The organism is Microbacterium sp. CFBP 8794, from assembly GCF_014841235.1.
Lineage (GTDB): Bacteria > Actinomycetota > Actinomycetes > Actinomycetales > Microbacteriaceae > Microbacterium.
The window spans coordinates 214,686-227,411 of the sequence record NZ_JACYTT010000002.1; the positions used below are offsets into that span (position 1 = coordinate 214,686).

Consider the following 12,726-nt stretch of genomic DNA (forward strand, 5'->3'; position numbering starts at 1 on the left):
AACGGGGCGCCACCGACGAATCGGTGACGCCCCGTTCGGGGTGAGGCGGTATCAGCCGCGCACGTCCGAGAGCACGTAGCCCTCTTCACCGTGCACGACGGTGTCGATGCCGGCGATCTCGTCTTCGTTCTTCACGCGGAAGCCGATCGTCTTCTCGATCGCGAGACCGATGACGAAGGCGAGCACGAAGGAGTACACCAGCACCGCGAGGGCGGCGATCGCCTGAACGACCAGCTGGTTGAACGAGCCGCTGTAGATGAGGCCGGTGTTGTTGGCGAAGATGCCGAGGTACAGCGTTCCGATCAGACCACCGACGAGGTGGATGCCGACCACGTCGAGCGAGTCGTCGAAGCCGAGCTTGAACTTCAGCTCGATCGCCAGGGCGCAGACGGCGCCGGCGACGAGACCGAGCACGATGGCCCACACGGGCGTCAGCGCGGCACACGCCGGGGTGACGGCGACGAGGCCCGCGACGGCACCCGAGGCGGCGCCGACCGAGGTGGGCTTGCCGTCCTTGATCTTCTCGACGATCAGCCAGGCGAGAAGAGCGGCGGCGGGGGCGGCGATCGTGTTGACGAAGGCCAGGGCCGCGGTGCCGTCAGCGGCGAGCTCGGAGCCCGCGTTGAAGCCGAACCAGCCGAACCACAGCAGACCCGCGCCCAGCAGCACGAACGGCGGGTTGTGGGGGACGTGGGCGCCCTTCTGGAAGCCGACGCGCTTGCCGAGCACGATCGCCAGGGCGAGGGCTGCGGCACCGGCGTTGATGTGGACCGCGGTTCCACCGGCGAAGTCGATCGCCCCGACGCCGAACACGTCCTGAAGGCCCTTGGTGATCCAGCCGCCGTACGAGAACGAGCCGTCCTCGGCCAGGCCGAAGTTGAAGACCCAGCTGGCGACGGGGAAGTAGACGACCGTGGCCCAGATGCCGGCGAAGATCATCCACGCACCGAACTTGGCACGGTCGGCGATGGCGCCCGACACGAGCGCGACGGTGATGATCGCGAAGGTCGCCTGGAAGGCGACGAAGGCGAGCGGCGGGTAAGCGGCGCCCTCGGGGGTCTCGAGCACGCCCGTGAGGCCGAGTTCGTTGAAGTCGAGCATCCAGGGGAAGTTGGTGACCCCGGAGTCGGTTGCGGGGAACGCGATGGCGTATCCGTAGAGGACCCAGAGGACCCCCATCAGACCCATTGCGCCGAAGCTCATCATCATCATGCTGATGACGCTCTTGGCCTTGACGAGGCCGCCGTAGAAGAACGCGAGTCCTGGCGTCATCAGCAGCACGAGGGCGGCTGCTATCAGGATGAATGCGGTGTTGCCTTGATCCATCTCGGAGGGAACCTCTCTGCAGGGACGCAGGTAAAGCGTCGGGTCCCCTCAGTGTCGTCAGCCCGGGTTACCGTCGTCGTTCGCCTCGTGTTACCGGCGGGTTACAGCAGGCCCGCCCCGGTAAACATCACGTTTCGTCGGGCCGAGAGGCGGTGATGAGAGAGCTTCAGGAGTGCGTGAGCGCGACCAGGCGCGAGACGGCGCGCAGGTACTTCTTGCGGTAGCCGCCCCCGAGCATCTCTTCGCCGAACACCGTGTTCAGCGGCACGCCGGTGGCCCGGATCGGGATCTGCGCGTCGTACGCGCGGTCGATGAAGGCGACCAGTCTCAGCGCGGCCGACTGATCGTGCAGCACCTCGACGTCCCGCAGGCCGATGGTGTCGACACCGTCGATGAGGCGGATGAAGCGCGAGGGGTGCACGCGGGCGAGGTGGGCGACGAGGTCCGAGAACGCGTCGTCGGATGCCACTCCCCCGGCCGCCGCGGCATCGATCGCCGCACGGTAGTCGTCGTCCGACAGCACCTTGGCGGAGCCGTCGATGGCGCGCTGGCGGAAGTCGGTGCCGTCGATGCGGATCGTGCGGAAGCTGTCGGACATGGACTGGATCTCGCGCAAGAAGTCCTGGGCGGCGAACCGGCCCTCGCCCAGGGCGTTGGGCGGGGTGTTGGAGGTGGCGGCCAACCGGGTGCCGGATGCCACGAGCTCACCGAGAAGTCGCGTCATCACCATCGTGTCGCCCGGGTCGTCGAGCTCGAACTCGTCGATGCACAGCAGGTCGGATCCGCGGAACAGCTCGACGGCCTTGGCGTAGCCGAGCACGCCGACCAGGGCGGTGTACTCGATGAAGGAGCCGAAGTACTTCCGGCGCGCGGGCATGGCGTGGTAGATCGATGCGAGCAGGTGGGTCTTTCCGACGCCGAAGCCGCCGTCGAGATAGACGCCGGGTTTGACGGCCGGAGCCTTCTCGGCGCGGCGGAAGAACCCGCCCTTCTTGGCCGGAGTCGACTGCTTGCCGGCGAACGCCTGCAGCAGTTCCTTCGACTCCTGCTGCGACGGGTACGCGTCGTCTGCCCGGTACGACTCGAACGTCGCGCCGTCGAACTGCGGGGGCGGCACCAGGGCGTTCACCATCTCGGCACCCGTGACCGCGGGCTCGCGGTCGCCGAGGTGGATGAGGCCGGTCGTCGCGGGCGTAGAAGTCATGGTCGTCCTGTGTCCGAGTCTTACGAGAGGGGTGCTGGCCCCGACACAGCCGATCTAGGGTCGGAGGTGCGGTGTCCACCCTATGCCGCCGCATCCGACACCCCGACCGAGGAGACACCTGTGACCGTCGAGTTCGACACCACCTCCCCCAAATTCGCCGATTACGCCGAGCCCGGTCGGCTCGTCACCGGCGATTGGCTCCAGGAACGCCTCGGTCAGCCGGGCCTGGTCGTCGTCGAATCCGATGAAGACGTGCTCCTCTACGAGGTCGGTCACATCCCGGGCGCGGTCAAGGTCGACTGGCACACCGAGCTGAACGACCCGGTCGTGCGCGACTACGTCGACGGAGAGGGCTTCGCTGAGCTGCTGAGCCGCAAGGGCATCTCGCGCGACGACACCGTCGTCATCTACGGCGACAAGAACAACTGGTGGGCCGCGTACGCCCTGTGGGTGTTCTCGCTCTTCGGTCATGAAGACGTGCGCCTGCTCGACGGCGGACGTGACAAGTGGATCGGCGAGGGGCGTCCGGTCACGACCGACAAGACGGTCGTCGAGCCCACCGACTACCCCGTGGTCGAGCGCGATGACTCCCTCCTGCGCGCGTACAAAGACGACGTGCTCGCGCACCTCGGCAACCCGCTCATCGATGTGCGCTCCCCCGAGGAGTACTCCGGCGAGCGCACCACCGCGCCCGCGTATCCCGAAGAGGGCGCGCTGCGCGCGGGCCACATCCCGAGCGCCCAGAGCGTGCCGTGGGGCAAGGCGGTCGCCGAGGACGGCGGGTTCAAGTCGCGCGCGGAACTGGATGCCATCTACCGCGACGGAGCCGGACTGGCCGACGGCGACAAGATCGTGGCGTACTGCCGCATCGGCGAGCGCTCGAGCCACACCTGGTTCGTGCTGAAGCACCTGCTCGGCTTCGAGGACGTGCGCAACTATGACGGGTCGTGGACCGAGTGGGGCAGTGCCGTGCGCGTGCCGATCGTCGCGGGGTCGGAGCCGGGCGAGGTGCCCGCGCGCTGACCGCGGTCGTCGCGGGCGTGGGAAGATGACGGAGATGTCCGACAACGCCCTCCCCGCCCGCCTCGCCGAGATCCGCGAGGAGTTCCTCGAGCTCGACGAGCCCGACCGGTTGCAGTTGCTGCTGGAGTTCTCGCAGGAGCTGCCGGCGGTGCCGGCCGAGTACGCCGACCACCCCGAGATGCGTGAACGCGTCGTCGAGTGCCAGTCGCCGGTGTACATCATCGTCACGGTCGACGCCGAGGATCGCGTCGCGATGCACGCGACCGCTCCCGCCGAGGCGCCGACCACGCGCGGGTTCGCGAGCATCCTGTCGCAGGGGCTCACCGGGCTGAGCGCCGATGAGATGCTGGCCGTGCCCGACGACTTTCCGCAGAGCATCGGGTTGACGCGCGCGGTGAGTCCGCTGCGCATCGCGGGGATGACGGGCATGCTCATGCGCGCGAAGCGTCAGGTGCGCGCGAAGCGCGCCGGCTGAGACCCGCCGCACGCGTGCGCTCGGCGAGCGCGCGGGGAGGTGTTCAGTCCTCGGGATCGCCGACCGCGAGGCCCTGGGCGCGCACCCACGAGCGGATGGCATCCGTCCACCGCATCTCGTCGTAGTTCCACAGCTTCGTGTGGCGCGCCACCTCGAAGGTCTCCATGGTGACGAGGTCGGGCCGCGCGGCCGCCAGGGCGTGCGAGGCGTCGGCGGGGACGAACCCGTCGTCGTCGCTGTGCAGCAGCAGCACCGGATGCCGCAGCTCGGCCGCCCGGGCGACTCCATCGAGGCGGTCGAGCGGAATGGGTTCGCCGCTGCCGAGCAGGGCGGCGCCCCAGGTCGACCCGATGAGGTGCTGGGCGAGGCCGAACACCGGCGCGGGCAGGCGCATCAGACGCCCCTGATAGGCGAGGACGGTGCGCCAGTCAACGACGGGCGAGTCGAGCACGAGACCGGCGATGACGTTGCCGTGCGGTGAGTCGAACGCCGCCTGCAGGGCCAAGGCTCCGCCCATCGACCAGCCCATCACGATGACGCGGTGCGCGCCGTGCGCGCGGGCGTACCCGATCGCGGCATCCAGGTCGCGCCACTCCGTCGCCCCGAGCGCATACGTGCCGGTGGCGCTCGGCGCGGCCTCGCCGTCGTTGCGGTACGACACGACCAGGCTCGTGATGCCGAGGTCGTGGAAGACGGGGACGGCCCGCAGCGTCTCGGCGCGCGTCGTGCCGCGCCCGTGCACCTGGATGACCCACACGTCGGTGTCGGCGGGCGCCGGGAACTCCCAGGCGGGGCAGGCGCCGACCAGGGTGTCGATCGTCACCGAACGCACGGGGAGGTGAAGGTCTTCCGGCTGGTCGTAGTACCAGCCGCTGAACGCGGCCTCGGGCGCCAGGTCGCCGTCGGCGGGCACGTGCGTCAGCAGCTTGCGGGTGACGGTCGTCGCGTCGCTGCCGACGATGGACCCCACCCGCAGGTAGTCGACGCTCCCCACGGTGAAGAGGCCGTACCGGCCGGGCAATTCGGTGTCGGGGGTGCGGTCGAGGGTGATCGTCTGCGCCGCCGCGTCGACCGAGGCGATGCGCACGTTCGGAACCCGACCGGCGGGCGTGACCACGGTGCGGGCGACGCGCAGCGACACGGCGGCCAGGGCGGCAGAAGACACCCCGAGAGCGAGGGAGAGGGAGGACAGGGCGAGGCGCACACCGGCGACCGTGCGCCGCGATGCGCGCGGACGCGCGGCGCGCCTGGGAGCGTTCATCGTGGCCTCACTCTAGTCTGTGGCCGTGACTGACCAGCGCCCCGGGGACGCCGCCAGCCCCTTCGTGCGCGCGGGCGACGAGGTGCGCGCGACGATGTTCCGCGACGATCTGGTCGTGCGCGAGATCGCCTCCCCCGCGGGACTGGCGCCCTTCTCACTCGCGCTGGCCGGCGATGTGCGGCCCGAGGCGCACGCGACGGATTCGCCCTTCGGCACCGGGCGTTTCATCCTGTTGCACGACCCCGAGGAGCCCGAGCCGTGGGGTGGGGCGTGGCGCATCGTCTGCTTCGCGCAGGCACCGCTCGAGCCCGAGATCGGCATCGACCCGCTGCTCGCCGACGTCGCGTGGTCGTGGCTCATCGACGCCCTCGACTCACGCGGCGCGGAGCGTCACTCGGAGTCGGGCACCGCTACCAAGACCCTCTCGACCGGCTTCGGCGCCCTCGCCGCGCAGGGCGAGGGGTCGCAGATCGAACTTCGCGCGTCATGGACGCCGCGCGGTCCCTTCCGCCCGCACCTCGAGGCGTGGGCGGAGCTTGTGTGCATGCTCGCCGGCCTCCCCCCGGGGTCGGAGGGTGTTGCCGTGTTCGGAGCCCGGAGGCCCACGCGTGGTTGAGTACATCGTCATCGAGGATGCCGCGGGGCTGAGCTCCGCGTGCGAGAGTCTGGCGGCGGGCACGGGTCCCGTGGCCGTCGACGTCGAACGGGCGTCGGGTTTCCGCTACTCGCAGCGGGCCTACCTGATCCAGGTGTTCCGCCGCGGCGCCGGAGTGTTCCTCTTCGACCCGTCCACCATCGACGACTTCGCGCCCCTGCAAGCGGCGATCGGCGATGCGGAGTGGGTGTTCCACGCGGCGAGCCAGGATCTCCCGTCGCTGCGGGAACGGGGTCTCGAGCCCCCGCACATCTTCGACACCGAGTTGGGCTCGCGCCTGTTGGGTCACGAGCGCGTCGGCCTCGGGGCCGTGGTGGAGCACACGCTCGGCATCACGCTGGCCAAGGCGCACTCGGCCGCCGACTGGTCGACGCGTCCGCTTCCGGCATCCTGGCTCGAGTACGCCGCTCTCGACGTCGAGCACCTGATCGACGTGCGCGACGTGCTGGTCGCCGAGCTCGAGGAGCAGCAGAAGACCGAGTTCGCCCGCCAGGAGTTCCAGGCGGTGCTCGAGCGTCTGCCCAAGCCCGCGCGTGAAGACCCGTGGCGCCGCCTCAGCGGCCTGCACTCGGTGCGCGGTCGACGATCGCTCGCCATCGCCCGCTCGCTCTGGCAGGCGCGCGAAGACTTCGCGCGGGAGCAGGACATCGCCCCCGGGCGACTCGTACCCGATCGCGCTCTGGTCGCCGCCGTGATGGCCGACCCGGCGACCAAGCAGGCCCTCGCGGGCATCAAGGAGTTCAACGGCCGAGCGAGCCGGACGCAGCTCGACCGGTGGTGGAACGCCATCGTCGCCGGGCGCGAGGCGACCGAGCTGCCCGCCGACCGGGTGCCGAGCGATACGCTTCCCCCTCCCCGCGCGTGGGTCGATCGCAACCCCGATGCCGACCGCCGTCTGAAGGCGGCGCGTCCCGCCGTCGAGGAGCGCGCCGAAGCGCTGCACATGCCGACCGAGAACCTGCTCACCCCCGAGACGTTGCGCCGCGTGGCGTGGGCTCCCCCCGCCGAGCTCACGGCCGACGCCGTCGGCGCGGCGCTGGCGGAGTGGGGTGCTCGACCCTGGCAGATTGATCAGACCGCACAGGTGATCGCCGATAGCTTTGTAGCTTCCCTCAACACGGAAGACGACGTCCCCGTCACGGATTCGTAGGTTCGGACAACCGATTCTCGGGCGCCGAACCGCCTTCCTAGGCTGGGGGTCATCCCAAACAATGGAGGCAGAGTGGCCGAGATGACGGACGTCTTCTTCGTCGACGGAATGCGTACCCCCTTCGGGCGCGCCGGCGAAAAAGGCATGTACTGGAACACGCGTGCCGACGATCTGGTGGTCAAGGCGATCATCGGGCTGATGGAGCGCAACGGCGACGTGCCGAAGGACCGGATCGACGACGTGGCCATCGCCGCCACCTCGCAGACCGGTGACCAGGGGCTGACCCTGGGACGCACGGCGGCGATCCTCGCGGGTCTGCCGATGACGGTGCCCGGCTTCGCGGTCGAGCGCATGTGTGCGGGAGCCATGACGAGCGTCACCACCATGGGTGCCTCGATCGGCGTCGGCATGTACGACCTCGCCCTCGCGGGCGGTGTCGAGCACATGGGCCGCCACCCCATCGGCGCAGGCGCCGACCCCAACCCCCGCTTCGTCGCCGAGAAGCTCGTCGACCCGGGCGCGCTCAACATGGGCGTGACGGCCGAGCGCATCCACGACCGCTTCCCGCACCTGACCAAGGACCGCGCCGACCGCTTCGGGGTCGCCAGCCAGCACAAGGTGCAGGCCGCCTACGAGGCCGGCAAGATCCAGCCCGACCTGGTCTCGGTCGCGGTGAAGAACGCCGAGGGCGCGTGGGGACTCGCGACCGAAGACGAGGGCCGCCGACCCGAGACGACCCTCGAGGGACTCGCGACGCTCAAGACACCGTTCCGCCCGCACGGACGGGTCACCGCGGCCACGTCGTCGCCGCTGACCGACGGTGCGACCATCAGCCTGCTCGCCGGTTCCGGTGCCGTGAAAGAGCTCGGTCTCACTCCGAAGATGCGCATGGTCTCGTTCGCCTTCGCCGGCGTCGAGCCCGAGATCATGGGCATCGGACCCATCCCCTCGACCGAGAAGGCGCTCAAGAAGGCCGGGCTCACGATCGACGACATCGGTCTGTTCGAGCTCAACGAAGCCTTCGCCATCCAGGTGATCTCGCTGCTCGATCACTTCGGCATCGCCGACGACGATCCGCGCGTGAACCCGTGGGGCGGCGCCATCGCCCTGGGCCACCCGCTCGCGGCATCCGGAGTCCGTCTCATGATCCAGCTGGCCGCTCAGTTCGCCGAGCGTCCGGACGTGCGCTACGGCCTCACCGCCATGTGCGTGGGACTCGGTCAGGGTGGCTCGGTCATCTGGGAGAACCCGTTCTTCGACGGAAAGAAGAAGCGCAAGTGACCGACTACGCCGCCATCGACTTCTCGCCGCTCGACGCCCTCACCGGCGACGAGGTCGTGACCCACTCCCCCGTCCGTGACGTGCGCCTGCCCTCGGGTAACGTGGTCGCCCTGGTCACGCTCGACAACGGTCGCGACCACACCCGCCCCAACACCCTGGGGCCGGCGACGCTCGCCGAGCTCGGGCGCACGCTCGAGACTCTGAAGAGCCGGGCCGCGGCCGGCGAGATCCACGCCGTCGCCATCACGGGCAAGCAGTACATCCTCGCGGCCGGCGCCGATCTGTCCGACGTGGCGAAGCTGCCCTCGAAAGACGTCGCCCGATTGATCGCCCAGCGCGGACATCAGGTGATCGGCTCGCTCTCCGAGCTGGGCGTGCCCTCGTTCGCCTTCGTGAACGGCCTCGCACTCGGCGGCGGTCTCGAGATCGCGCTGAACTCGACGTATCGCACGGTCGACGCCTCGGCCGCGGCGGTGGCCCTGCCCGAGGTGTTCCTCGGCATCATCCCCGGCTGGGGCGGCGCCTACCTGCTGCCGAACCTGATCGGCATCGAGAACGCGCTCGAGGTCGTCATCTCGAACCCGCTCAAGCAGAACCGCATGCTCAAGCCGCAGCAGGCTTTCGACCTCGGGATCATGGATGCCATCTTCCCGGCGGCCTCGTACCTCGAGGACTCGCTGCGGTGGGCCGACGGCGTGCTCACCGGCCGGGTGAAGGTCGAGCGCAAGAACGAGCCGGGCAAGCTCGAGCGCCTGACCAAGTGGCCCATCGCGATCAAGATGGCCCGCGGCATGCTCGAGTCGAAGATCGGCACCGTCCCCCGCTCCCCCTACGTCGCGCTCGACTTGCTCGACAAGGCCAAGAGCGGCACGAGGGCCGAGGGCTTCGCCCGCGAAGACGAAGCTCTCGCCGATCTCATCACGGGCGACCAGTTCGCGGCATCCATGTACGCCTTCGACCTCGTGCAGAAGCGCGCGAAGCGTCCGGTCGGGGCCCCCGACAAGGCGCTCGCGAAGAAGGTCACCCAGGTCGGCGTCATCGGCGCCGGTCTCATGGCGTCGCAGTTCGCGCTGCTGTTCGTGCGCAAGCTCCGGGTCCCCGTGATCATCACCGACCTCGACCAGGGGCGCGTCGACAAGGGCGTGGCATCCATCCGCGAAGAGATCGGCAAGCTCGAAGCCAAGGGCCGCCTCGACGGCGACACCGCCAACCAGCTGCGCGCCCTCGTGCACGGCACGACCGACCGCTCGGAGTTCGCCGACTGCGACTTCGTCATCGAGGCGGTGTTCGAAGAGGTCGGGGTCAAGCAGGAGGTGTTCTCGGCCATCGAGAAGATCGTCGCCGACGACGCGATCCTCGCCACGAACACCTCGTCGCTCTCGGTGGCCGAAATCGGCTCGGTGCTGCAGAACCCCGAGCGTCTCGTCGGCTTCCACTTCTTCAACCCCGTCGCGGTGATGCCGCTCATCGAGGTCGTGAAGACGGCTGCCACGAGCGACGCCGCCCTGTCGACGGCGTTCGTCGTCGCGAAGGGCCTGGGCAAGAACGCGGTGCTCACCGCCGATGCACCCGGCTTCGTCGTGAACCGTCTGCTGGCGAAGGTCATGGGCGAGGCGGCACGCGCGGTCTACGAGGGCACCCCGATCGCGACGGTCGAGAAGGCGTTCGCACCTCTCGGCCTGCCGATGGGGCCGTTCCAGCTCATCGACCTCGTGGGATGGAAGGTCGCCGCCCACGTGCAGGACACGATGGCGCACGCGTTCCCCGACCGCTTCTTCTCGTCGGAGAACTTCCACGAGCTCGCCGCGCTCCCGGAGGTCGTCGAGAAGGACAAGGGCGGTCGCGTGACCGGCTGGACGAAGGCCGCGCAGAAGGTTCTCGTCACCGGGAAGACGCCGGTCGCGCCCGAGACGATCCTCGCCCGCGTGCAGGACGGCCTCGCACAGGAGATCAAGATCATGCTCGACGAGGGCGTGGTGCCCGAGGTCGAAGACATCGACCTGTGCCTCATCCTCGGCGCCGGATGGCCCTTCATCGACGGCGGCGCCTCGCCGTACCTCGATCGCGAGGGAGCGTCGGATCGCGCCTTCGGCGACACGTTCCACCACCCGCCCATTCGCGGCATCGGAGCCTGACGCACCACAGCGGCGCCGTCCCCGAGGGGGCGGCGCCGCTGTCGTGCCCGCGGAGCGGGGCGCCGTCTCGGGGCGTGCAGCGTCGTGGGAACGACCCGCACGACGAGATCAGGCCGGAAACCGTGCGGTCCGGCCTGATCTCAGCCCGTCACGAGGCCAGCGTCACAGGGTCGGCGTCACGGGCGCGACTTCTCCCAGTCGAACGTGGGGATCGACCCGGTGGGCGTCTGTCGGGCCATGGGGATGCGGGTGCCGAGCACCTGGGCCACCACGTCGTGGGCGATCTTCGACGCCGTGAGCCCGGCATCCTCGAGGATCTGCTCGCGCGTCGCGTGGTCGATGAAGGCGTCGGGGATGCCGAGTTCGTCGACCGCCGTGTCGACGCCGGCCTCACGGAGCACCTGACGCACACGGGTGCCGACTCCGCCGACTCGGATGCCGTCCTCGATCGTGATCACCAGACGATGCGTACGGGCGAGTTCGACGATCGACGGCTGCACCGGGATGGCCCAGCGGGGATCGATCACCGTCGCGCCAATGCCCTGCGCGCGAAGCCGCTCGGCGACCTCCATCGCCAGGTGCACCATCGGGCCGATGCCGACGAGCAGCACATCTTCTGACGAGCCGCGCGCGAGCACGTCGACGCCGTCGGCGAGACGCTCGATCGCATCGAGGTCGTCGGGGATCTTGCCCTTCGGGTACCGCACGACGGTGGGGGCGTCTTCGACGGCGGTCGCCTCGCGGAACTCCTCGCGCAGACGGCTCGCGTCGCGCGGCGCGGCGATGCGGATGCCCGGGACGAGTTGCAGCATCGCGAGATCCCAGATGCCGTGGTGGCTGGGGCCGTCGGGACCCGTCACGCCGGCACGGTCGAGAACGAACGTCACCCCCGCCTTGTGCAGGGCGACGTCCATCATGACCTGGTCGAACGCACGGTTCATGAAGGTGGCGTAGATCGCCACGACGGGGTGCAGGCCGCCGAAGGCGAGGCCGGCGGCCGAGGCGACGGCGTGCTGTTCGGCGATGCCGACGTCGTAGACGCGCTCGGGGAACCGCTCGGCGAACTGCTGCAGCCCGGTCGGCCGCAGCATCGCGGCCGTCATGGCGATGACGTCGTCGCGCTCGGCACCGACGGCCACGAGTTCCTCGGCGAAGACGTCGGTCCACTGCGGGCCGCCGCCCGAGCCGACGGCCTCGCCGGTGATCGGGTCGATCTTGCCCACCGCGTGGAACTGGTCGGCGGTGTCGCTGAGTGCCGGGGCGTATCCGCTGCCCTTGTCGGTGATCGCGTGGACGATGACGGGAGCGCCGTACGACTTGGCCAGCTCGAGCGTCTCGATCAGCACGTCGAAGTCGTGCCCGTCGACCGGGCCCAGGTACTTGATGTCGAGGTTGCTGTACAGCGCCTCGTTGTTCGTGAAGCGCGAGAGGAACCCGTGCGTGCCGCCGCGGACGCCGCGGTACACGGCGCGAGCCGCGGGGCCTAAGCGCCGGAACAGCGTGTCGGAGCCGCGGTGCAGTGTGCGGTAGGCGTCGTTCGTACGGACACGGTTGAGGTAGCGCGCCATGCCGCCGATGGTCGGGGCGTAGGAGCGCCCGTTGTCGTTGACGACGATGACGAGGTTGCGGTCGTTGTCGTCGCTGATGTTGTTCAGCGCCTCCCACGTCATGCCGCCCGTGAGCGCGCCGTCTCCGACGACGGCGACCACGTGACGATCGGTGCGTCCGGTGCGCGAGAACGCGCGCGAGACCCCGTCTGCCCAGCTCAGCGAGCTCGACGCGTGCGAGGACTCGACGACGTCGTGCTCGCTCTCGGAGCGCTGCGGATACCCGGCCAATCCCCCGCGCGAGCGGAGGTTGGCGAAGTCCTGACGCCCGGTGAGCATCTTGTGGACGTACGACTGGTGACCGGTGTCGAAGATGATGGGATCGGCGGGCGAGTCGAACACCTTGTGCAGGGCGATCGTCAGTTCGACGACGCCCAGGTTCGGACCGAGGTGGCCGCCGGTGCGCGAGACGTTCTCGACGAGGAACGACCGGACCTCAGCGGCCAGCTGACGCAGCTGCGCGGGGCCCAGGTCGTCGAGGTCACGGGGACCGTGAATGCCGGGTAGGAGAGCCATGCGACTCCTCTCGTGCGGTAGACGCAGTGGTGCGAATACCTGTCGATTCTAGTCTCGGGGGGCCGGTCGGGCCCGGCAACGCCTTGCGATCAC

The 12,726-nt window shown here is 69.6% G+C and carries 10 protein-coding genes; 6 read left to right on the forward strand and 4 right to left on the reverse strand.

The genetic code is table 11. The features are described from left to right. Positions 1–51: 51 nt before the first annotated feature. Both IFU19_RS04715 and zapE read right to left on the reverse strand, forming a co-directional pair. Positions 52–1,326, reverse strand: coding sequence for an ammonium transporter (locus tag IFU19_RS04715; RefSeq protein WP_192013046.1), 1,275 nt, complete (start codon positions 1,324–1,326; stop codon positions 52–54). A gap of 166 nt (positions 1,327–1,492) precedes the next feature. Then, positions 1,493–2,530: a cell division protein ZapE gene (zapE, locus tag IFU19_RS04720; protein ID WP_192013047.1), complete on the reverse strand. Its 1,038-nt coding sequence runs from the start codon at positions 2,528–2,530 to the stop codon at positions 1,493–1,495. Between the two features lie 120 nt (positions 2,531–2,650). Here zapE and IFU19_RS04725 point away from each other — a divergent pair, with 120 nt between their 5' ends. Further along, the gene (locus tag IFU19_RS04725) at positions 2,651–3,553 is read left to right on the forward strand and encodes a rhodanese-like domain-containing protein (RefSeq protein WP_192013048.1); all 903 of its coding nucleotides are present in this window, start codon (positions 2,651–2,653) and stop codon (positions 3,551–3,553) included. 34 nt (positions 3,554–3,587) lie between these two features. Further along, positions 3,588–4,028: a SufE family protein gene (locus IFU19_RS04730; protein WP_181015961.1), complete on the forward strand. Its 441-nt coding sequence runs from the start codon at positions 3,588–3,590 to the stop codon at positions 4,026–4,028. A gap of 43 nt (positions 4,029–4,071) precedes the next feature. Here IFU19_RS04730 and IFU19_RS04735 read toward each other — a convergent pair whose 3' ends face one another. Beyond that, positions 4,072–5,289: an alpha/beta hydrolase family protein gene (locus tag IFU19_RS04735; RefSeq protein WP_192013049.1), complete on the reverse strand. Its 1,218-nt coding sequence runs from the start codon at positions 5,287–5,289 to the stop codon at positions 4,072–4,074. A gap of 25 nt (positions 5,290–5,314) precedes the next feature. Between IFU19_RS04735 and IFU19_RS04740 the strand changes: the two genes are divergently transcribed. The 4 genes from IFU19_RS04740 to IFU19_RS04755 all read left to right on the forward strand — a co-directional run bounded on the left by IFU19_RS04740 (position 5,315) and on the right by IFU19_RS04755 (position 10,510). Then, the gene (locus tag IFU19_RS04740) at positions 5,315–5,905 is read left to right on the forward strand and encodes a DUF3000 family protein (RefSeq protein WP_192013050.1); all 591 of its coding nucleotides are present in this window, start codon (positions 5,315–5,317) and stop codon (positions 5,903–5,905) included. Beyond that, positions 5,898–7,094, forward strand: coding sequence for an HRDC domain-containing protein (locus IFU19_RS04745; RefSeq protein ID WP_191915090.1), 1,197 nt, complete (start codon positions 5,898–5,900; stop codon positions 7,092–7,094). Before IFU19_RS04740 ends, IFU19_RS04745 begins: the two co-directional genes overlap by 8 nt. Before the next feature lie 72 nt (positions 7,095–7,166). After that, positions 7,167–8,375 carry an acetyl-CoA C-acyltransferase gene (locus IFU19_RS04750; RefSeq protein WP_192013051.1) on the forward strand — a complete coding sequence of 403 codons (1,209 nt, stop codon included), beginning with the start codon at positions 7,167–7,169 and terminating at the stop codon, positions 8,373–8,375. After that, on the forward strand, positions 8,372–10,510 hold the full coding sequence (locus tag IFU19_RS04755; RefSeq protein ID WP_192013052.1) for a 3-hydroxyacyl-CoA dehydrogenase NAD-binding domain-containing protein: 2,139 nt from the start codon (positions 8,372–8,374) through the stop codon (positions 10,508–10,510). Before IFU19_RS04750 ends, IFU19_RS04755 begins: the two co-directional genes overlap by 4 nt. A 176-nt stretch (positions 10,511–10,686) precedes the next feature. On the opposite strand, the gene dxs is transcribed toward IFU19_RS04755, so the two are convergent. Further along, positions 10,687–12,633, reverse strand: a complete 1,947-nt coding sequence (gene dxs, locus IFU19_RS04760; RefSeq protein ID WP_191915087.1) for a 1-deoxy-D-xylulose-5-phosphate synthase — start codon at positions 12,631–12,633, stop codon at positions 10,687–10,689. Between the last annotated feature and the right edge of the window lie 93 nt (positions 12,634–12,726).